This is a genomic window from Staphylococcus sp. GDY8P94P (assembly GCF_017892255.1).
Classification (GTDB): domain Bacteria; phylum Bacillota; class Bacilli; order Staphylococcales; family Staphylococcaceae; genus Staphylococcus; species Staphylococcus cohnii.
In genome coordinates, this window is sequence record NZ_JAESKU010000001.1 from 481,121 (window position 1) to 503,858 (window position 22,738).

The following is a 22,738-nucleotide window of genomic DNA, read 5'->3' on the forward strand; positions in this document are numbered from 1 at the left end:
AAAGTCATTTTCATATACATTTGTTTTTACATCAGAATTAAACACTATACTAAAATTTAATTATCACTCAAGTTAATGTGCATTTTTAAAACGATTTAGTTCATTGAAATCAACGACAACATTATCCAAACGTTTCGCTGTTTCTTTAAGTACGTTACGCGCAACGCTATTCGTTGGATCTAGTTTAAGTATTTGGCGAGAAATCTCTAATGCTTTTTTATCAGAAATGACTGGTTCGGGAACTGCATGTAATAACAACATCTGTAATAAGCTTTTTACTTCTTTGCCGTCAGTAAGTTTTATGGATGAATCTGCATGATAATACGCAGAATCTAAAGCACCTTGTAGTTCACTTAATGGATAAACGAGTAGTAGAAAAGCTAAGTCATGCATTTCTGCAGTTTCTTCAGTTTTCATCATATCTAAAATACATGTATAAAACATGATACTTTCCACTTCATGAGCGCTTGAGATATAAGCTTCTTCAAATTCCATAAAATCTGTCTGGGACATAAGACGGTATACTGATTCAAATTCGCCGTTTAAGACATGCTTTTGTATCAATTCTTTCATTGCAATGTCCTCCTAGATATCCAGATTTCTTTAATAGTTAAGTCTCATTTTACCATATCTTAATTATATATTCATATAAAAAAGAATATTTTTGTCAAGTTACTTGAAAAAGTTATAATTACATACGCTACTCATATATATAATTATAACTTCTTGAATAGCGTCATTACTCCATATTTTTTCATTTAGCCAAATTTCGTATTTAGTTCATTTATCACTTCGTCTACGGTATTTCCTACAGAAATATTTACAGCTGCAGTAAAAGTACCTTCAACAATCGGTGCATCTATTTTTTCTACACGATGCTTGCCATCATACATCTCAATCGCTAAATCTAAATTCATTTCAGCAGAACCAATGTCATAAAAACATAATGTGTCATCATCTATTTGATTCACCATTTCTTGAATATCGTCATATGATGTTCCGATTTTACCGTTCACACCACCTTGTGCTGTGATTGTGATATCCTCTCCTACCATTTGACTTACCAGCGCTTTAGTCCCGTCAGCGATCTCTTTACTATGGCTTACAATGATAATTTGCGTCATACTAATCAGCTCCTATCAATGCGTTTAAAATATATACACTACTCTGTGCTCCCGGGTCAACATGTCCTTTTGAAGCTTCTTTAAAATAGGCAGCTCTACCTTTAGTAGCTACTATATCCTTAGTGGATTCTGCAAATGATTGTAAATCTTCAAATGATAAAGTTTCTCCGTTATTAATCGCTTCATTGGTGCGTTCAATAACGTCATACATTGTTTTTTCATTTAGTTCAACTTTACCACGTTGTGCAACTGCCTCGGAAAATGTATTAAGCATTGTTTTTAAATTTTCTTTGTCAATTTCATCGCCTACAACTTGAGACATTTTCACAAAACTAAATCCATAAAGTGGACCAGAAGCACCACCAATATTCGACATTAATGTCATACCAGTAGATTTTAATAATGCAGACATAGAGCTATCATCTAGCTTTTCGGGTAAGGCTTTAAATCCTCTTAACATATTCACGCCATGATCACCGTCACCAATTGCTCTATCTAATTCTGTTAATAATGATTCTTTTTCTTCAAAGACATCAACTAAATCAAGCAATTTTTCTTTTAACTCTGACACATTCATTCTTCTTCACTTCCTGTCTTATATATTCGTTATTTACGCATTAAAATATGGACTACTTGTCGGTGCAGTCAATGCCTCATAAACTGTTTCTGTAAATGGTAAAAAGGTTATTGATAAACCTTCCATGTCTAATGAAGTCATATAGTCTCCAACAAACCATAATTTCACATCTTTTTGTTTATCTTCTAATTGTTGTGCCACGTATTTTGTTGCAATATTTAGTTCAGATAAAGGTGTAGCTCCCATACCGTTTATCATCACGATAAGTTGTTCACCTTCTACCTCTTTCAATAATTCGGCGATCAATCGTTCTACAACTATATCTACACTTTCAACTTTTTTACGTGCTAGACCCTTTTCGCCATGTATACCAATACCGATTTCCATTGATTCATCATCTATATCGAAACCATACTGTCCTGTCGTCGGAACTAACGGTGGTGTTAAAGCCATACCTATTGATTTGATAGTTGGTAATAATTCATTTAATTTTTCTTTAATTAGTGACAGAGATGTTCCCTTTTCAGCTAAATATCCAGCTATTTTATGCACAAACACTGTACCAGCGACACCTCTACGTTGCGCTTCATCACTAACAGCAACATCATCCTTGACCACTACTGTCTCTACTTGAATATCTTCCATTTCCGCCATTTCTTGAGCCATTTCGAAATTCATAACATCACCTGCATAGTTTTTTACAACAAGCAGTACACCTTCTCCGTTGTCCACGGCTTTAATTGCACTTAAAATTTTATCAGGTGTTGGAGATGTAAATACCTCACCACATACTGCAGCATCTAGCATGCCTTGTGCTACATACCCTGCATGTGCAGGTTCATGACCACTCCCACCGCCAGAAACAATTGCTACGCCTTTTTCTTTTTTCTGTTTACGCACTACTACTGTGTCAGCAATTACTTCGACATTTTTATTTGAAATCGAAAGACCATCTAACATATCTGGTAAAAATTGTGTTTTATCTTTAATGAGCTTTTTCATAATGAGGACCTCCTATTTTCACTATTCACTTATAGTATACCCTACACATAAATGTAAACGCTAACAACTCAAAGGTTTTTTCTTTATAAAAAAAGCGGGTCTACAATCAATCATTTTCAAAATTGATTTTAAAACCCGCTCATATATGAAATTTATTCTTTACTTGCAACCATCTTTAACGATATGCTCATCTCTTTTCATACTTATTTAACACGTACAAAAATTTGATAACCTTATTGATGCACTTAAACTGATTTTGTTTTATACATTAAATATAAGAAGTAAGGCGCACCAATAATAGATACAACAATTCCAGCTGGCATGCCAGAAGGTTGTAATATCACTTGTCCGACTGTGTCTGCTAATACAAGTAAAAATGCACCTATTAATATAGAAATTGGTAAAAATAGTTGATGTCTCGGGCCAACAATTGATTTAGCAATATGTGGACCTAACAATCCTATAAATCCAATAGCTCCCGCAACAGATACTGCAGCCGATGACAGAATTACTGCTATTAATAATAATACAATGCGTTCTCTACCAATTTTCACCCCAACACCTTGAGCAATATGTTGATGTGTATTTAATAAATTTAATACATTCGCTTTTAACAATAAAAATGGTATAAGTACAATGACCCAAGGTAGAAAGGCAATTACAAACGCCCATTCATCACCCCAAATGTTACCTGCAAGCCATGAAGCAATAAACTCTGATTGATCTTCGTCAAATGTTGACATTAGTGTTAGCGAACCACCACTTAAAGCTGTAGCCATACCTACACCTACTAACACCATACTTGCTGGAGTGATACCTTCACCTTTATTATAACTAAACGAAAAAATAATTAGCGCAGTTAGTATACCACCAATCATACTTATAAATGGTAATACATACACAAAATTATCCGCATTAACTTGGCCGACTACTATAAATAATGCAATGGCAAACCCACTTCCCGCATTTATACCTAAAATGCCAGGTTCAGCTAATGGGTTTTTAGTCACACTTTGTATAATAGCCCCACTCATCGCTAATGCAGCTCCGGCTAAAATAGTTATAACCATCCTTGGAAATCGAAATTCCATAAGTATCAGTGTATCAGTATATTCACCTTGACCTATAAGTGTTTTAAAAAAAGTACCTATCGACATCTTATATTCACCTGAAGTCATGCTCCAAGCACATGCGAATATTATCAATATTATAAGAATAATCATGGTAATGAACTGTTTATATCTTAATTTTGGGTCTATCATGAAAAGCGTCCTCCTCGTTTAACCAAATACAAGAAGTAAGGTACGCCAATAAATGAAATAATTGCACCTACTGGAGCTTCACCTAACATGCGTGCTAACGTATCTGCAACGAGTAGCAATAAGCCACCAACAACAGCAGTTAATGGCAGAACACGAGCATAGTCTGTACCTACTAAATAACGTACAATATGCGGGACCATTAGTCCTACAAAGGCTATTTGACCAACCATCGCTACAGCAATACCCGCCATAACCATGGATATAATTAAAGCAATCGCTCGCGTTAATGCAACATTTTGTCCCAATCCAATCGCTAAAGTTTCACCTAAATTTAAAATTGTTAAATGTTTACTCATCGCAATGATGATAACCAATGCAATAATGATAAATGGCGCTGCCCAAACGAGCTGTCCCCAAGTCGTACCAGAAACACCGCCGGCGCTCCAAAACGTTAAACTTTGATTTAATCTAAACAATAACGCTACACCTTGACTTAAAGCTGTTAGCAAAGCACTTACGGCAGCCCCAGCCAATATAATCCTCATTGGATTAAAACCATCACTTCTTGATCTGCCAATCATCAGTACAATAAATCCGCCCATGATAGCACCGATAAATCCTGCAATCATCAGCACTATAAATGGTGCTGTCGGATAAAATGCAAAAGTTAGCGCTAACATAAATGAAGCACCTGAATTTAATCCGATTAAACTCGGGTCTGCTAAACCATTTTTAGTAACGCCTTGAATGACTGCACCTGAAGTCGCCAATGCTACACCTACGAGCATTGCTCCTATATCTCTTGGTATGCGTATTTCGCTAATGATATTATGTTGCTGATTCTTATTATCATAATTGAATATAGCATCAAATATTGTTGAAATATGAATTTTAGCATCTCCAATCAATATTGATACCGTCAAAGCAATGACTAACAGAATCAAACTAATTATAAATGTTGTTGTGAAGCTTAATTTTCCTTTTTTTTGCGTAGCCATGTTTACACCTAAATTTCTGAATAGCTTTTTCTACATAAATCATAGGTAACTAGCATTGGTTTCCCTGTTCTAGGATCTGTACTAATTTCTACGTCTATATTGAATACTTTTTCTAAGTTTTCTTTAGTTAAAACATCTTCCGTATCACCAGAAGCAACAATGTCTCCATGTTTCATCGTAATTAGATGATCTGAGAAACGGACTGCTTGATTAATATCATGTAACACCATAATAATAGTGCAACCTTGTTCCTGGTTTAATTGAGTAATTAATTCTAAGATTTCTAATTGGTGTGAAATATCTAAATATGTTGTAGGCTCGTCTAAGAAAATAATATCTGTTCGTTGTGCTAATGCCATAGCAATCCATACTCTTTGACGTTGACCACCACTTAAATCATTGATAGAACGTAGTCGGAATTCATAAGTCCCTGTTACATTCATTGCCCAGTCAATCTCTTTTTTATCTTCAGCAGAAAGTCTTCCAAATCCTTTTTGATGTGGAAAGCGACCATAAGAAACAAGCTCTCCAACCGTAAGTCCATCAGCGACCTCTGGCGATTGTGGTAAAATAGCAATTTTTTTTGCGACTTCTTTTGTTGATTGTGTATGCAGGTTTTCACCATCTAATTTGATTTCACCATCTTTAATTGGTAAAAGACGTGACAATGCTTTTAGTAATGTAGACTTTCCACAACCATTTGGTCCTATAATGGATGTAATTTTACCAGTCGGAATATGAACATCCAAATTATCTACGATAACATTATCCCCGTAACCTATCGTAACTTGCTCTCCTTCTAATCGAGTCATAATTTCCCTTCTTCCTAATACAAAATGTATCAAAAAACAATCTATATCTATACCACTTTAATCTAATTTGTTATTTAAATGATAATCATTATCACAGATGATATTATATCATTTTTTAGATATGATGACTAATAAATGTTCTATGATAATATGCAATATGTATGCTCTATAAATATGTTTAGGTTTGCCATATTGCATTTTAAACCGTATGATTAATTTCTTATTTGTCGAATTATTGTAACTGTATCTAAATTAAAACCTTGATGCATGGGTATTATCCATGCATCAAGGTTTTAATTTGGATTTTTTTCATTATTAATGTTCATCAATTAAGAAACCATTACCGTAAACATCACGAACATCATGTATAACTAAAAATGCCTCATTATCGATGCGTTTGATTAAACGTTTCGCTTTACTAACTTGTGTTTTAGTAATAACAACATACAATATGTCTTTTTCTTGTTTAGAGAAATAACCTCTACCATTTAATATTGTTAAACCACGTCCAACCTGTTCATCAATCACTTTCGCTATTTCATCTGGTTTACTAGAAATAATCGTCATTGCTTTTTTCGTATTTAAACCTTCTATAACATAATCCATTACTTTTGTACCGATATAAAGTGAAATCACTGTGACTAACGCACTCGGAACAGGAATTACTGTTAATGATATTGCAACAACAATTAAATCAAAGAACAACAGCGCATATGGTGTACTAACATCTAAATATTTATTAGCTATTCTAGCTAATATCGTTGTTCCAGCAGTTGTCCCTCCTGCAAGAACGATAACACCAATACCTAGACCTACAGACATACCACCAAAAACTGCATTAACTAATATGTTACCTGTCTCAATTTTCCAACTCACTGTTAATTCCAAAAATAGTGAGATCAATATTGTCGCTACTATCGTTAAATACATGCTTCTCTTACTTAAAAACTTGTAACCGATAGCAATAAGTACTGCATTGAATACAAAGTTTGTTACACCAGGAGAAATGTGAAAGGCATAATAGAGTACGATAGCTATACCGGTCACGCCTCCTTCGCCTAAATCAGCAGATATGATAAAAGTATTAACGCCTGCTGAAAATATAAATGACCCAATTACAACAAATAACAAATCTCGTACTGTTTTATTCACCCACATGACCCCCTCAAATTAACTTCAATCAATTGAATATTAGCAAACTATAGAACTTACCACAACATCATTCGAAAAAAATTCTGAACCACATACTTACAAAAGCTTGATTTTATAAGGTTTGTTTTTAATATTATTTTAAAAGTTCAAAAATTCTGAATTTTCGGTTTACTTATACACTTTCCTTTGCTATAATAAAATCTATCTTCTTATTGATTGCCAATAAGAAGCCATCTCCTTTGTGTTGTTTATAGTAACATACAAAACAATTTTTGCTCGAGTATATTTTTAGTACCTAGTCCTTACTATTAATATACAATTAATTCATTTCCCGTAAAAGCCAAGTAATATTGAATGTGTCTCCTCACTTCAATTACTTGGCTTTATTTTTATTTTCAAAACATCATGTTACCTAACTCACAACTACTAGTGCAAAAAAGGAGCGCTATTGATATCAATCATTAATTGATCTCACACGCTCCTTTTACATGTTTATTAATATGAATAAATACCTTATTACAACTTTTCACTCGATTGACATACCCTGAGGCTGTTTCAGCATCTATCATTTTATAATGATCCACTCATTAAAAAATGCTTTACCAAGCAAACAAACCAACAAATCCAGCAGTCATTAGCGATACTAAAATACCCGCAAGTAACATCATTGGCACATATTGCGAAACAAAATCAGATGTTTTCTTATCTACAATTCCTTTTAATGTTCCAATAATCATTCCTATTGTTGAGAAGTTAGCAAATGATACTAAAAATGTTGCAATAACTGCACGTCTGTGTGGTGAGTATGAATCAATGACATCTTTAATTTGGCCCATCACCACAAATTCGTTCGTTACAATTTTCTTAGCCATTTGTTGCGCAACTATCCACGCCTCGTCAAACGGTAAACCTAACAATAAAGCAAATGGATACATAAATGTACCAAGTATTTGATCTAGACCAAAGCTTCCTTTAATACCAGCCCAACTGCCGACGATACCTGTGATTAAATTAATAAAACGATCAATTAAATCAGAAAGTGCAACAAAACTAATTACAAAAGCAATGATGATTAAAATCAATTTACCCGCATTTAATACTGAATCACCTAAAAATGAGAAAAATGGTTGTTTCTCAATTTCTTCATTGCGAATACTATAAATAATATCTTCTTTTTCTTCTACAGTAACAGGATTTAAAATAGAAGAAACAATAATTGCATTAATGATATTTAATGGAATAGCTGTTAACACTAAATCACCAGGTATCATTGATACATATGCGCCAACAATTGCACCAGAAATCGAACTCATCGACATCATCGCTACCGTTAAGACACGTGTTTCTTTCATGCGTTTCAATTGTTCATTTGAAACTGCTAATGCTTCTGTATTTCCTAAAAACATCATTTCAATACCAAAGAAAGACTCGAATTTTGGCTGACGTGTAATTTTAGCTAAAACCCAACCAATACCACCTATAACTTTGGGTAATACATTAAAATACATCAAGATATCAAATAATGGCACTACTAATAGTATTGGAAATAGTGCACTCACAGCCATATCCATCATTTCAGTATTTGTCCAACTGGCAAATGCAAACCCTGTACCTACATGTGCTGAATCAATGACCCATGAAATACCATTTGCTAATAATTGAACGCCTGCTTTCCCCCAAGGGAAATACATAAAGAACCACGCTAAGAACAAGTTAATCACGACTAAAATACCAATTGATTTCCATTGGATAGCTGATTTCTTTCTAGAAAAAAGGACAGCAATACCTAAAAACACAATTAACCCAATAATATTAATTAGTAAAAACATCATACACCCACCATTTCCTATTAAATAAATAATTAATTGAATATTTAAAAGCAACACTCGATTATGTATAAGAATTATTAAGATGAGTACATTTTCTCTCACTCATTAAAAAAGTTGTAAAGATTAATTACACAGTGGTAAATATACTCATCTTGAATTTTGTTACCCATTTATTTAATTTCATTCTTGATAAAAATCTATCATTCCCCAAATGATTGTTACTTATGAATTCACAATAATTATACCATGTATGTACATTATATAAAGTAAAAATTTTATGGTTCGTTTATAGTCAAAAAACATATTTATCTAACAACAAATTATACGTGTTTTTAATATTACTTTGTTAAATTTTGTGTATGAACAAATTGTTGATATTTTTCATGGCTAGCAATCAAATCCTGATGAGTACCTACACCTGTAACACTACCATTATCAATAAAAATAATTTGTTCTGCTTTTTTAATTGTAGATAGTCTATGGGCAATCACGATAGTTGTTCTGTTTTCCATCAATTCTTCTAAAGCATCTTGAATCTTTCGTTCACTTTCGCTATCTAAATTAGCAGTTGCCTCATCCAATAATAAGATGTCTGGGTTTTTAACAAAACTTCTCGCAATATCTATTCGTTGACGTTGGCCCCCTGACAATTTTAAGCCTCGCTCACCAACGATTGTGTCATAACCATCTTCAAACGCTATAATAAATTCATGACAATTTGCTAATTTTGCATAGTAAATTAATTCCTCATTTGAAACTTCACGATTAATTCCATATAAAATGTTATCTCTGATTGTACCATTCATCATTGAATTAGATTGCATAACATAACCAATTTTTTCACGCCAATCACCCAGATCTATATTATAAATCGATTGGCTACCATAAGTGATATCACCTTGTTCTATGTCATACATTCTCTCTATAATATTAAAAATTGTACTCTTACCTGAACCTGAAGGCCCCACAAAAGCAGTAATGCTACCAGAAGGTATATCAAAATTCACATTTGTAAGAATTGGTTTATTACCGTATTTAAAATGTACATTTTCAAATGATAAGTTACCATCGATGATTGGTTTAGCTTGTTCTAATTCAAATACTTCAGTAGGTTCTTCCATTATTTCATATATACGACTACTTGCCCCCACAGCCTTTTTATAATCTGTAACCAAAGTTGATAAATTGATGATAGGTTGTGTGAGTTGTATAACATAAAAAATCATTGCAATTAAGGTTCCAGCTGTAATTGCCCCAGTAGAAATTCGAATTGCACCAAATCCTAAGATAACTGCAATTGTTAATAACATAATCACACCTGATATAGGTTGTATGATAGCTGTAATCTTAGCTTGCTTTAGTCCTAAAAAGTATATTTCTTGTAAATTTTTATGCGCATTGTTTAACTCTGTTTTTTCTGTACGTGAAACTTTTACTAGGCGCATTTCTGTTAATACACGGCCTAGTAAACCACTGAAATTCGCAATCTCGGTCTGAGTTTTTTTAGAAATATTTTGCATGATTTTACCTAATGGAATCATTATTAATACAAATATAGGTATCGTGATAAAAGTTAGCAAGGTCATTTGCCAATCCATCACAAATAGCATTATTAAAGACCCAATAATAGTCAACACAGAAGGTAATAAGTTTGGCAATTTTTGTGAAATAAATTCATTGATTACTTTTGTATCGTCTGTTAAACGACTCATTAATTGTCCACTTTCATTTTTATCAAAAAAAGGCATTTTTAAGTGAATTATGTGTTTCCATAAAACAGATCGAATCGCGTATATGATTTTCTCACCGATTTTACTCAATAAATACAGTCCTATACCACTAAGTAAAGCATTGATAATAAATATTGAAATAAATGCAGTGATAAACATCCAATTAATATTTTCAAAAGAAAATTTATCTACAAGTTTACCTGTAAAAAACGGAACTACTAGTCCTGTAATACTACCTAATGAAGAAATTAAAACAGCTATGATAATCAGACCAACAGGCCATGATAATTTTTTAAATAAGTAGAATAATGGATTCTCTTGATTCATGTCTAATTTACCTCTTCTAAAAATATTTTAAATTACCTCTTACTTATATTAATTATGAGCAGATGAATTTCGAAGTAATAAGTTAAATTAATTTCAACTTATTTTATCATGTTTTACACAATAATTTTCAATTAATTAGTTATTAAAAATATTCTTCTGTGTAACATTTTATAAACTACATACAATATGCTAAAATACTTCTATTGCAATAAAACAGAACATGTTAAGAGGGAATGTAATTATGAGAAAGTTAATTCTGGCAATTGTAACTGTACTCTTCGTCGGTTCAATTATAACACCTTTTGCCAAAGCTGAAACAGTAACACCTACACAGGCGGCAAATCAATATGGTTATAACGTTACTGATAATTATCAACCTGAAGGTGCAGTAAATATCGCTCAAACTGGTCAAATTCTTTATCAATATAATGCTGATAAAGAGTGGTATCCTGCTTCGATGAGTAAATTAATGACCATGTATTTAACACTCGAAGCAGTTAATAACGGGGATTTATCTTTAGATGATAAAGTTAAAATCACAGACAAACACTACAGAATGTCTACTTTACCTGAATTAAGTAATACCAAGCTTTATCCTGGAGAAACATACACGATTAAAGAGTTACTCCAAATCACAGTTTCAAATTCAAGCAATGCCGCAGCACTTATACTTGGACAAGAAGTATCCGGAAACCTGTCAGATTTTACAGATGCAATGAACAAAAAAGCAAAATCAATAGGTATGAAAGATACACATTTTGTTAATCCAACAGGCGCGGAAAACAAACAATTAAAAGACTTCGCACCTAAAAAATATAAAAATGAAGAAAATAATACATCAACAGCTAAAGATTTTACAATTTTAGCTCAACGTACCATTCAAGATACACCGAAAATTATTTATTTCACTAAACAATTAGCTCCAACCCAACACGGTGTTACATATTATACATTCAATCATTCTTTAGAAGGTGCGGATATGAGCTTAGAAGGTACTGATGGTTTGAAAACTGGTTCTAGTGATATTGCAGATTACAATCATACTATCACTACAAAAAGAGGTAACTTTAGAATTAATCAGACAATTATGGGTGCCGGTAACTATGACAACTTAGGCGGCGAAAAACAACGTAATATGATGGGAAATGCCTTAATGAACATGTCTTTTGATCAATTTAAATACCAAAAAATTATTTCTAAAGGCAATCACGAAATTAATGGGAAAACATATTATGTAGAAAAAGACTTATACGATGTGCTTCCAAAAGATTTTGATAAAAATGATTATAAATATGTAATCGAGGATGGTAAATTACATATTGAGTATGACCGTAAATTCATTTCTGAAAAATACGGTCCTCCAACAGTTAATGTAAGTAAACCAATCCTACATCAAACTACTACAGTTGTGAAAACGACGTGGGATGAACATCCAATTCTCACTTTATTAGGAACGATTTTAATCATAGCTGCAATCGCAATTATTATTTATCTTATTATCGAAACTTTCAAAAATAGAAAAAATCATAAATAAAGTACCCGAATATCAGTACCAAAATTCAGTCCCGAAAAGATGCTTTAACTTAGCAATCTTCTCGGGGCTTTTACTCTGTTGATAATTCGATGACTAAACAAATTGAGGCTGGGACATTATAAAGTCCCAGCCTCGCTTAATATATTTACTAAACATATGATTTATTAAAATTACAATTCATTATCGACAAATCATTGTCAATTTATTTTTCTGCATCACCATAAAGTTCTTTTTTGATTTTAGTAGTGGAAATGCCTTCTGTACGGTTAAGGTAAATCACTTCACATTTATCTTTCAAGAAGTCAAATTCACCTTCCCAGTCATGCCCCATTACAAAAGTATCGATTTCATAACGATCAACGTCGATCTCTTTTTGTCCCCATCCACTTTCAGGGATTACAAGATCAACATAACGAATAGACTCTAACATCATTTTTCGTTGTTCATAATTGTAATAAGACTTTTTATTTTTAATGCGATTAAATTCATCTGTAGATAATGCAACTACTAAATAATCGCCCATTTCTCTAGCTCTTCTTAATAATTCAATGTGACCATAATGTAATAAATCATACGTTCCATAAGTAATAACACGTTTCATACGCTCATACTCCTTAACAAAATTTAATTAAAATTTACATTTTTTAAAAGTATAGCACACTGATTTAAAGTTTACGAACTATACCCAAAATTCATTTTTTTAGTATTTGTTTTAATTTCAACTTGCCCCTGAATTTTACACGTTTCGGTAACACTTCAATTTGAAAACGGTAATAGTTCGGTCTACCAATGCCAACATTAAGTAATGCTTCTTGCCATTTTTTATATAATGATTTATTCCAGTTCTTACCACATTGTTCAACAACCTTAATTATTCTAAACATTGCCTCTCCTGCATAATCTGCTTCCTGCATATTATGCATATAAGTCGTTACAACATCTAAAAATGAGTCTGTTAGTTTTTTATTATTTGTGAGATATGCTTGAAGCAAATAACTGACAATGAGCTCATCCATACGATAACTATAATAAATCCTTTCTTCTCTTAACAACAATGTATCCATCACTCTATGTCTTACTTTAATCGCATCACTCATGTAATTTACAAATCGATCTGCCCTTTGAGCTGTGACTGACCCTTTTTCTTCATGATAACCATACACAATAAATGGTAATAATTGTACATCCCGCGCTTTCTTATACGCTTTTATCATAAATGTATGTTCTTCGCAAAACACTACATCTTCATCAAATCGTAAGTCTTTGAATGTGGCACTGAATAACTTACCTCCAGGTCCGATAGACTGCATCATTTCAGGACATTGTGCTAAATTTACTTTATCAAATTTTTGTATTGGCTGATGCGTATAAAAACTTTGCCATGTGCCATTATTTAACCTACCAATTTGTCCTAATACAATATCTACATGTTCATCCTGTTGAAAGTAATCGGCCATAGCATCTATACTATTAGGCAAAAACACATCGTCTGCATCTAAAAACATAAAAGCATCACCTGTGACGTAGGCCAATGCACTATTTCTACTCATCGCTGCACCTTGATTTTCCTGATTAATAATCCGAATGTTTTTGTATGCTTTTTGTAATCTTTCTAAAACTTGTTTACTCTCATCTGTTGAACCATCATTGATACAAATAATTTCATAATCTTGCTTTGTATCTACAGAACTTATCGCTCTTTGAATTGTATTTGCTGCATTATAAACGGGTATGATAATTGATATTTTCATGTTTTCACCATTTTCTCTATATGATTTATAACCTGATTCAAACTATTTTGATCATTATAGTCATGCCAATTTTTAAATAACGGCTTTAATTCACTTGCATGTGCTTGAAGTATATGAACGATGCCTTCTTCACTATATGCTTTATAAAGTTCTGGAATTTCATAATAATATGAATTTAGCCCCCGTACTTTTTCATAATTTGCTTCATCGTAGACATAAAATAGCGTTGGCTTATTTAATAAACTTGCCTCTATTGCTAATGAACTGTAATCTGTGATAATAACGTCCGCCATAATCATTAGTGATTGTAGATTTATATGATTTTGCTTATCTTGAGGTAAAGACGGATGCAATTTACTAATCAATGTATATGAAGGCAACGCTGTTTCAAAACGCACTTTATCAATAACTTGATTGGCTTGATGATGTTCGCGGTACGTTGGTACATAAAGTGCTAATTTATCCTTGATACCATATTGTGATTTTAATGCTTGTTGCTTTTGTTTGATGTCTAAATTCGTATATGGAACAAGCCGTGGCAATCCAGTTCTTAAAAACTGATTATCGCGTGCGCCAAATGAGACTTTAAAGCAATCCGCCATTGGCTCGCCCCCCACTAAATATTTATCAGTAGCCTGATAAACTTTTTTATATTGCTTCACCATTTTTTTATTATTTAAATCTACTTGGTGGTCAGTAAGTCCAAAATTTTTCAAAGCGCCAACAGCGTGCCAGGTTTGAATCATTGTCTGTTGTGATTTCTTTTTGAAACCACCAAATAATAAATAATATGTATCTATCACTATGATTTTTGCCGTACTCATCGCCTTTATATGTTTGAAGACTTGTTTATTGCCTGCAGGTATAAATGTCACATTGTCTAATCGTTCAACATGTTTTCTATTTATTTCCTTAGCAATCACTGTCACTTTATAAGATTTTCGATTTAATGCTTCAATAATTGGAATTACATCTTCAACAAATGTCATCATGACCACAATATGCTGTGGATCTATTTTTTTCTTTACATATATCAAATTTAAAAAGCTAATGATTGTCATATAAAGCTTTTTTATTAACTGTCTCAAATTTCCACCGCCGGTTATTATTTATTCTCTTTTATTATAGCTATTTTATATTTAAAATTATAGAAAAATCCTTTAACGACATTTAAGCCATCAAAGGATTTAATATAACACGTTTTTGTCTAAATTCCATTACATAAAGTCTGCAAAATGATCTCTATAACGCATATGCAAAATTGATCCTATAACAAATAAAAATACGATGATAAAGAAGTTATAGAATGTTAATTCCCAATGTGTAATAAAATACCATTCATTGTATAGAACAGATGCACGATACGCCTCAGCAAGATAATATATTGGATTTAGTTGCATAACATCTTTAACGATACCTTCTGGCGGTACAATTAAAATAGATGAAGCAAAGAATACCATTCTCATTAATGCTTGTATTGCTGGTTGTGTATCTTTTACTAGTACACCTAACGTAGAAGTAAACAGCGCTACTGTTGTAGTGAAAATTAGTGCAAACGGCACATATAAAAATAATTGTAATGTATAGATTGATGGATAATATCCGCCTAGCATACATAATAAAATAACAGCAACTAATAGTGCGATATGCCCATAGAACCTACTCATCACTATATATGATGGTATAATTGATAATGGGAAATTCATCTTAGCGACATGATTATATTTACTTGCGATGGATTTCGTACCTTCTAAAATACCTTGGTTCACAAAGAACCACATACTAATACCAACGAGTAACCAATAAATAAATGGCACACCCTCGATTGGATTATTAGTTCTAATTCCAAGACCGAATACAAACCAATAAACCATAATTTGCATTGCTGGATTAATTAATTCCCAAGCCATACCAAGGTAATTATTGGTGTTAGTAATTTTAACTTGGAACTGTGCTAACCTTTGAATTAGATAGAAATTTTTAAAATGCTCTTTTAAGACTACCCACACTGCACTCATTTAAATAAACCACACTTTCAATCAATTTGCTAATCATAATTATGCTATAAAAAAGACTTCATTCAAATCTAATATACGCTTTGTTATTAATCTTAACAACCTATATTTAATTAAGTAAATTAAATATTTTATGTGGTGAAAGCGGATGTGCTTACACATATGATTGTTGTATAATAGAAAAACAACTATGCTAAAATGACTTCATTTTAGTTGATTTTATAACTTAAATTCAGTAAACTTTAACAATTGTATAAGAACGTTATCTTAAAATTTGTACTCACTTACTTTACAATAGGTTAATAAATTTAACAACTAATATATAATATAATATACTATATACTATCTGCAAATAAGGAAGGTAAAATTATGAATGTATCGGTTAACATTGAACATGTAACTAAAGAATACCGTATCTATCGCAATAATAAAGAGCGTTTAAAGGATGCTTTAGTCCCTTTTAATAAAAATAAAACCTTTTATGCGCTGAATGATTTATCACTAACTGCATACGAAGGTGATGTTATAGGTCTCGTAGGCATCAATGGGTCAGGCAAATCTACGCTTAGTAATATTATTGGTGGATCCCTATCTCCTACTGCTGGAGATGTTGATCGCCACGGTGAAGTTAGCGTAATTGCAATTAATGCTGGTTTAAATGGACAGTTAACAGGTATTGAAAACATAGAATTCAAAATGTTATGCATGGGATTCACAAGAAAACAAATTAAAGAATTAACACCTGATATTATTGAATTCAGTGAATTAGGAGAATTCATTTATCAACCTGTTAAAAAATATTCTAGTGGTATGCGTGCCAAGTTAGGTTTCTCAATTAATATCACGACAAATCCAGACATTCTTGTCATAGATGAAGCATTATCTGTTGGAGACCAAACTTTTGCTCAAAAATGTTTAGATAAAATTTATGAGTATAAAAAGCAAGGTAAAACCATCTTCTTCGTTAGTCATAATATGAAACAAGTGCGTGAATTTTGCACTAAAATCGCATGGATAGAAGCTGGGAAATTAAAAGAATTTGGAGAATTAGACGAAGTCCTACCTGAATATGAAAAATTTCTGAATGGTTTTAAAAAATATTCCAAAGAGGAACAAAAAGCATTTAGAAATAAATTAGATAATTCAAGATTTGAAGTTAAATAATGTTATTACGTATTAAATGTAATAGATAACGACTGTCCAATTGCATAGCAATTTTAATGGACTGATAATCATCTCGTTAAACTAGTAATTGTAAAACATATCAAGCTCATTTTAGTAAAAAAACCGGCTATAGCTCAAACGACGCTATAACCGGTTTTTATTATTGCTTGGTTTTTTGCTTAATCACTTTAAATACAAATTTCGGTATTGCTTTCATTCTGCCAAACCGCTTCCAATCAATGATAAAACGATAAACCCATTCTATATTTAATTTGCGAAATATTTTTGGTGCTCTTTTTTTCGTTCCACTAAAAACTTCAATAGATCCACCGACACCCATCAGTAACGTCTGTTTAAAATGATTATCATGACGTTCAATCCATTGTTCCTGCTTTGGATAACCCATACCAACGAAAACATAATCTGGATTAAATGAACTAACGTGTTTCAATACTGTTTCATCTTCTAAGTTAAAATAACCATGATGATAATCAAAATTAATATTGGGGTATTTTTCACTTAATTGACTTACAGCTTTCACTACAACCTCGTCTTTTGCACCTAATAAAAAAACTTTTTGATAATTAGCATTAGCAATCTTTAAACATGCTTCCATTAATTCTATACCTGGTACACGCTCTTTCAATGGTTTTTTAAGCAATTTTGAAGCCATAACTACACCTGTACCATCTGGAATTACATAGTTTGCGCTGTTGATCAACTTACGATAAATTGCATTTTCGGTAGCAAAATCAACAATTTCAGGATTAGCAGTTACAATAAATAAATTTTTGTCAGTTTCTGATTCAAAAAAAAGTTTTACGCGGTCACGCATTTCTGTCAGTGTTACATTATCAAATAAAACAGATAATACGTTTACCTTTTCTAATTGATTAGCTCTTGTCATGATTGGTTATCTCCTAACTCAACTCTTTTTCTCGATACGCTATAATATTTTTCTTGTAATATGAATACAGTCACTCTCGCATATATTACAATATCCATAAAACCTAGGTCAAACAGTGTTAAGCGATAATATACGACAAAAGTCCAAATGCTTTATGGGTGTTCTTACTTTATACTGTTATATGTGAGATGCTGTTTTACCAATACCGTATCTCGTAAAACATCAAATAATCGTATTATACAAATGAGGTATTTCATGTCTAAACTACATGCATTTTTCAGCTCGTCTATTCAATTACATCTTTACTGGATTATTTTGGTTGCCATAATCTATATCATTATACATACTTATCGAAATAAATCCATAAACCAACTTTTAGATATCTATTTCAATTATATTCCTGTATTAACACATGAGTTCGGCCATATATTATTTAATAAATTAAGCGGAGGCAAAGCAAGAGACTTAGTGATTGTCGCAAGACCATCAGAACGTCTAGCAACATCTCAACAAGGCTTCGCCATAACACAATCAAAAAATGGCCTCGGGCAGTCCATCACCACATTTGGTGGCTACGTTATGCCCCCACTTATGTTATATATAGGTTTTCTATCAACGCAATATCAATATCCAAGTTTATTTATCACTGCCTACCTATTAATATTTATATATTTTGTATGCTTAACTTCTAGAAAGTTGTTACCAATGTTCATCGTAATACTTTTGGTTTTTTTATTATATTGCTTATTCAAAAGTGAAAACCAATTGGCGATACTTTATGTTGTAACTATCACACAACATTTTATATTAGGTGTTTTACTAGGAGAAGTACTTCAATCTTCTTGGACAATATTCAAATTAACTATCTCGACAGATGAAATCACTTGGGATGGTAGTACTTTAAAAACATTGACTCATATTCCAACTTTTATCTATAGCTTTATTTGGATAGCCATCAATTTATTTACAGTTTATCAATTATTCCGAGTGTATTTTATTCCTTAGACCGCTTCAAAAAAAGCGAAATCTAATTTTTATTTAGATTTCGCTTTTTCGTTTCAAATAAATTGTTAACTTTTAAATATGATTGCAATGCCACGCTTTTTCACATACTTTAAACAAATAATTTTACTAGATCAGTCTAAATATCAACTTAAAAAATGCTAGTATTCAATTTTTTATTTTTCCGCATAAATATGTTTAGCATTGTCATAACTCAGTACAGTCACTTTTTCTTCTTTCTGCACCATCATCACTTTATTCGTATCATCTTTATCTAATATTTTTATTTGTTCACCAATCAATATGGATTTACTCGTTAAATAAACTAATAATTCCGTTCTATCTCGCACACGTTTTATCGTCACTAGATCACCCGCTTCAAACGACAATAAATCTGTAGTATATATCTCTTTGTATTTATTGTCTCTAGGGATAACACCACCGTGTGGACAGGTTACTGGATAATCTAATAATTTATCTAACCGTTCAACAAATAAGTGTGAAACTTTATGTTCTAGTACCTCAGCTTCCTGATGTACCTCTTCCCAATTATATTCTAATATCTTAATTAAAAATAACTCTAATAATCGATGTCTTTTTATGATATCTAAGGTATATGTCAATCCTTCTTCTGATAGCTGCACACCTTTATATGGCTTCGTTTCTACAAATCCTGATTTCTCTAAACGATTCACCATTTCACTTACAGATGGTGGTTTGATATTTAAATACTGGGATAATGTCTTGTTTGAAACGAAAGAATGATCGCCATTATGGGTTAAAATTGCCTTTAAATAATCTTCTTTTTCTTCAGTTAGCATGGTTTCACCTCTCAAGTCATTCACTTTATTGTATCACGAATCTACTTGACACGCTAAAAGTTAATGTTATATTATAAATTAAATTAGGTTAGCCTAAAATTTAATTTAAGGAGGTAGAAAAATGTTAGAAATTAATAACTTAAATCTCACTTTGGGGAATAAACATGTCTTAGATAATATCAATTTAGAAATTCCCATAAAAGGTGAAATTATAGGTATTATGGGACCCAATGGAGCTGGTAAATCTTCCTTACTCAAATCAATTATTGGTGAATTCAAGTCAACAGGCATTGCTAACTTACATAACATTGCTATACAACAAACACTTAAAAATGTTACATATATCCCACAAAAAGCGCATATTGACTTAGACTTCCCAATTAAGGTAGAAGATGTTGTACTTTCGGGTGCTTACAAAGATATTGGTTGGTTTAGGTTTGTTACCCCTAAAACGCGAGCTAGACTTAATCAGCTGCTAACAACATTAGAATTGCAAGATTTAAGAAATCGACAAATTTCTGCACTCAGTGGTGGTCAATTACAAAGGGTTTTAGTAGCGAGAGCACTCATGACAGAAAGTACGCTCTATCTTTTAGACGAACCCTTTGTAGGTATCGATTTCCACAGTGAACAAATCATAATGTCTCAATTAAACGAGCTTAAAAAAGCCGGGAAATTACTTTTAATTGTTCATCATGATTTATCTAAAGCAGAAAAGTATTTTAATCGTGTTATTCTTTTAAACAAAACAATTCGTTTCTTTGGAGAAAGTCATGTTGCTATGCAACCAGAGCATTTAAACGAAACTTTCTTAAATCCCACACAAGAAGATCAAGAAAAGTCAGAATCGGCATAAATAGAAAGGAAGTAACACGATATGGAATTTTTTCAACACCTATTTGAATACAAATTTTTAAGCAATGCATTGATTATTTCAATTATTGTAGGAATCGTTTGTGGTACAGTAGGTTGCCTCATTGTACTAAGAGGTCTTTCCCTTATGGGAGATGCAATGAGTCATGCAGTTTTACCTGGTGTTGCGTTATCGTTTTTATTCGGCGTTCCTATGTTTATTGGAGCGTTAGTGACAGGTATGATTGCAAGTATCTTTATCGGATTCATTACTAAAAGTAGCAAGACCAAGCCTGATGCAGCTATAGGTATTAGTTTTACAGCATTTTTAGCTACCGGGGTCATTTTAATTAGTTTAATTAATAGTACCACCGACCTATATCATATTCTTTTTGGAAATCTATTAGCAGTTACACACGCTACTTTTTGGTCCACTGTCATAGTTGGTTTGATTGTTATGGTTTTAATCATAACTTTCTATAGACCATTAATGATTTCTACATTCGATCCAATTTTCAGTAGAATGAGTGGTTTAAACACTACATTCTTACACTATTTTGTTATGTTATTGCTCTCACTCGTTACAGTAGCAAGCATACAAACAGTAGGTATTATATTAGTTGTTGCATTATTGATTACGCCTGCTTCAGCTGCATTTTTAATCGCTAAAAAACTACATACGATGATGATCATTTCCAGTCTTATTAGTGTTATAAGTTCAATCGTCGGAATGTACTTTAGTTACATTTATAATATTCCAAGTGGTGCAACTATCGTCTTATGTGCGTTTATCATTTATATCATTATTTTCACTTGTAATAAAATGCAATTTTTCTCAAAAAAAGGAGCAATTTAATGAAAAAATTATTAACAATTACAATGATTCTTATATTATTTTTAAGTGCATGTGGCAAAGGAAACAACGATTCTACTTCGCAATCCAATGAAAAAATAAAGGTAGTAACAACAAACTCAATCCTTTATGACATGGTCAAAAACGTTGGTGGCGATAACGTAGAAATTCATAGCATCGTTCCAATCGGTCAAGATCCACATGAATATGAAGTAAAACCAAAAGATATTAAGGCATTAACTGATGCTGACGTTGTATTCTATAACGGTCTAAACTTAGAAACAGGTAACGGTTGGTTTGAAAACGCATTATCACAAGCTAATAAGTCATATGAAGATGGCTCTGTTGTTAAAGTTTCAAAAAATGTTAAACCTTTATACTTAAACGGGGCTAAAGAAGGCGATGAATCAAAACAAGATCCTCATGCTTGGTTAAGTTTAGATAATGGTATTAAGTATGTAGAAGAAATAAGCAAAGCCTTGATTAAGAAGAATGACAAATATAAAGATGATATCCAAAGCAATACCAAAGATTACATAGCTAAATTAGAAGATTTGAAAAAAGAAAGTCACGATAAATTTAATGATATACCGAAAGAACAACGTGCGATGATAACAAGTGAAGGTGCTTTTAAATATTTCTCAAAACAGTTTGATATTAAACCTGGTTACATTTGGGAAATCAATACCGAGAAACAAGGTACACCTGAACAAATGAAACAAGCTGTAAAATTTGTGCAAGACAATAACCTTAAACATTTACTTGTAGAAACGAGTGTGGATAAGAAAAGTATGCAAAGTCTAAGTGAAGAAACAAACTTAGATATTTATGGAGAGGTTTATACCGATTCTATAGGTAAGAAAGGTTCTAAAGGTGATTCATATTTTAATATGATGCAAGAAAATATCAATACTGTTCACGGAAGTATGGAATAAAATAAGGCTATTTAACCTACATTGTAGGTGAGTAGCCCCATACCGTACGTTTCCCTCCTAATGACGTACGGTATGGTGGTATTCAAGCCTT

At 32.2% G+C, this 22,738-nt stretch carries 22 protein-coding genes; 6 read left to right on the forward strand and 16 right to left on the reverse strand.

Annotation, left to right across the window (positions count from 1 at the left end; all coding sequences use genetic code 11):
- Window positions 1-72: 72 nt before the first annotated feature.
- The 10 genes from KA926_RS02425 to KA926_RS02470 all read right to left on the reverse strand — a co-directional run bounded on the left by KA926_RS02425 (window position 73) and on the right by KA926_RS02470 (window position 10,813).
- The gene (locus KA926_RS02425) at window positions 73-573 is read right to left on the reverse strand and encodes a hypothetical protein (protein WP_019468163.1); all 501 of its coding nucleotides are present in this window, start codon (window positions 571-573) and stop codon (window positions 73-75) included.
- 185 nt (window positions 574-758) lie between these two features.
- Window positions 759-1,124, reverse strand: a complete 366-nt coding sequence (gene dhaM / locus KA926_RS02430; RefSeq protein ID WP_019468162.1) for a dihydroxyacetone kinase phosphoryl donor subunit DhaM — start codon at window positions 1,122-1,124, stop codon at window positions 759-761.
- 1 nt (window position 1,125) lies between these two features.
- On the reverse strand, window positions 1,126-1,701 hold the full coding sequence (dhaL, locus tag KA926_RS02435) for a dihydroxyacetone kinase subunit DhaL (RefSeq protein ID WP_192959406.1): 576 nt from the start codon (window positions 1,699-1,701) through the stop codon (window positions 1,126-1,128).
- Window positions 1,702-1,734: 33 nt separating this feature from the next.
- Complete coding sequence (dhaK, locus tag KA926_RS02440) at window positions 1,735-2,703, reverse strand: dihydroxyacetone kinase subunit DhaK (protein WP_192959405.1); 969 nt, start codon at window positions 2,701-2,703, stop codon at window positions 1,735-1,737.
- 245 nt (window positions 2,704-2,948) lie between these two features.
- Complete coding sequence (locus KA926_RS02445) at window positions 2,949-3,965, reverse strand: FecCD family ABC transporter permease (protein ID WP_107384952.1); 1,017 nt, start codon at window positions 3,963-3,965, stop codon at window positions 2,949-2,951.
- Entirely contained in the window at window positions 3,962-4,963 is a 1,002-nt protein-coding gene (locus KA926_RS02450) for a FecCD family ABC transporter permease (protein ID WP_107384951.1), read from the reverse strand. The genes KA926_RS02445 and KA926_RS02450 overlap by 4 nt, the downstream gene beginning before the upstream one ends.
- A gap of 8 nt (window positions 4,964-4,971) precedes the next feature.
- A complete protein-coding gene (locus KA926_RS02455) occupies window positions 4,972-5,775 on the reverse strand; it encodes an ABC transporter ATP-binding protein (RefSeq protein ID WP_107384950.1) in 804 nt (267 codons plus the stop codon).
- A 315-nt stretch (window positions 5,776-6,090) separates the two neighbouring features.
- Window positions 6,091-6,927 (reverse strand): YitT family protein, encoded by an 837-nt coding sequence (locus KA926_RS02460; RefSeq protein ID WP_107384949.1) that lies wholly within the window; start codon window positions 6,925-6,927, stop codon window positions 6,091-6,093.
- Window positions 6,928-7,526: 599 nt separating this feature from the next.
- The gene (locus KA926_RS02465; protein WP_107384948.1) at window positions 7,527-8,756 is read right to left on the reverse strand and encodes a NupC/NupG family nucleoside CNT transporter; all 1,230 of its coding nucleotides are present in this window, start codon (window positions 8,754-8,756) and stop codon (window positions 7,527-7,529) included.
- 338 nt (window positions 8,757-9,094) lie between these two features.
- Window positions 9,095-10,813 (reverse strand): ABC transporter ATP-binding protein, encoded by a 1,719-nt coding sequence (locus tag KA926_RS02470; protein WP_107385975.1) that lies wholly within the window; start codon window positions 10,811-10,813, stop codon window positions 9,095-9,097.
- A 241-nt stretch (window positions 10,814-11,054) separates the two neighbouring features.
- Here KA926_RS02470 and pbp4 point away from each other — a divergent pair, with 241 nt between their 5' ends.
- A complete protein-coding gene (gene pbp4, locus KA926_RS02475) occupies window positions 11,055-12,347 on the forward strand; it encodes a penicillin-binding protein PBP4 (protein ID WP_107385252.1) in 1,293 nt (430 codons plus the stop codon).
- A gap of 202 nt (window positions 12,348-12,549) precedes the next feature.
- Here the strand turns inward: pbp4 and tagD are convergent, their stop codons facing one another.
- From tagD to KA926_RS02495, 4 genes are all read right to left on the reverse strand, one after another.
- Window positions 12,550-12,948 carry a glycerol-3-phosphate cytidylyltransferase gene (gene tagD, locus KA926_RS02480; RefSeq protein ID WP_019468395.1) on the reverse strand — a complete coding sequence of 133 codons (399 nt, stop codon included), beginning with the start codon at window positions 12,946-12,948 and terminating at the stop codon, window positions 12,550-12,552.
- Window positions 12,949-13,039: 91 nt separating this feature from the next.
- Entirely contained in the window at window positions 13,040-14,098 is a 1,059-nt protein-coding gene (locus KA926_RS02485) for a glycosyltransferase family 2 protein (protein WP_192959404.1), read from the reverse strand.
- On the reverse strand, window positions 14,095-15,186 hold the full coding sequence (gene tarB, locus KA926_RS02490) for a teichoic acid glycerol-phosphate primase TarB (RefSeq protein ID WP_107385250.1): 1,092 nt from the start codon (window positions 15,184-15,186) through the stop codon (window positions 14,095-14,097). The genes KA926_RS02485 and tarB overlap by 4 nt, the downstream gene beginning before the upstream one ends.
- A 129-nt stretch (window positions 15,187-15,315) precedes the next feature.
- Window positions 15,316-16,116, reverse strand: coding sequence for an ABC transporter permease (locus KA926_RS02495; RefSeq protein ID WP_107385249.1), 801 nt, complete (start codon window positions 16,114-16,116; stop codon window positions 15,316-15,318).
- 366 nt (window positions 16,117-16,482) lie between these two features.
- Between KA926_RS02495 and tagH the strand changes: the two genes are divergently transcribed.
- The gene (gene tagH / locus KA926_RS02500) at window positions 16,483-17,277 is read left to right on the forward strand and encodes a teichoic acids export ABC transporter ATP-binding subunit TagH (RefSeq protein WP_107384674.1); all 795 of its coding nucleotides are present in this window, start codon (window positions 16,483-16,485) and stop codon (window positions 17,275-17,277) included.
- Between the two features lie 160 nt (window positions 17,278-17,437).
- Here tagH and tarA read toward each other — a convergent pair whose 3' ends face one another.
- The gene (tarA, locus tag KA926_RS02505; protein WP_107384673.1) at window positions 17,438-18,184 is read right to left on the reverse strand and encodes an N-acetylglucosaminyldiphosphoundecaprenol N-acetyl-beta-D-mannosaminyltransferase TarA; all 747 of its coding nucleotides are present in this window, start codon (window positions 18,182-18,184) and stop codon (window positions 17,438-17,440) included.
- 255 nt (window positions 18,185-18,439) lie between these two features.
- Between tarA and KA926_RS02510 the strand changes: the two genes are divergently transcribed.
- Entirely contained in the window at window positions 18,440-19,189 is a 750-nt protein-coding gene (locus KA926_RS02510) for a M50 family metallopeptidase (RefSeq protein WP_107504938.1), read from the forward strand.
- Between the two features lie 173 nt (window positions 19,190-19,362).
- Here KA926_RS02510 and KA926_RS02515 read toward each other — a convergent pair whose 3' ends face one another.
- Window positions 19,363-20,007, reverse strand: coding sequence for a metal-dependent transcriptional regulator (locus KA926_RS02515; protein WP_107504939.1), 645 nt, complete (start codon window positions 20,005-20,007; stop codon window positions 19,363-19,365).
- A gap of 121 nt (window positions 20,008-20,128) precedes the next feature.
- On the opposite strand from KA926_RS02515, the gene KA926_RS02520 reads away from it, so the two are divergent.
- The 3 genes from KA926_RS02520 to mntC are packed head-to-tail and all read left to right on the forward strand — an operon-like array spanning window position 20,129 to window position 22,647.
- Window positions 20,129-20,863 carry a metal ABC transporter ATP-binding protein gene (locus KA926_RS02520; RefSeq protein WP_107384670.1) on the forward strand — a complete coding sequence of 245 codons (735 nt, stop codon included), beginning with the start codon at window positions 20,129-20,131 and terminating at the stop codon, window positions 20,861-20,863.
- Window positions 20,864-20,884: 21 nt separating this feature from the next.
- Entirely contained in the window at window positions 20,885-21,715 is an 831-nt protein-coding gene (locus KA926_RS02525; RefSeq protein WP_107385981.1) for a metal ABC transporter permease, read from the forward strand.
- A complete protein-coding gene (mntC, locus tag KA926_RS02530) occupies window positions 21,715-22,647 on the forward strand; it encodes a manganese ABC transporter substrate-binding lipoprotein MntC (RefSeq protein ID WP_107385982.1) in 933 nt (310 codons plus the stop codon). The genes KA926_RS02525 and mntC overlap by 1 nt, the downstream gene beginning before the upstream one ends.
- Window positions 22,648-22,738: the final 91 nt, after the last annotated feature.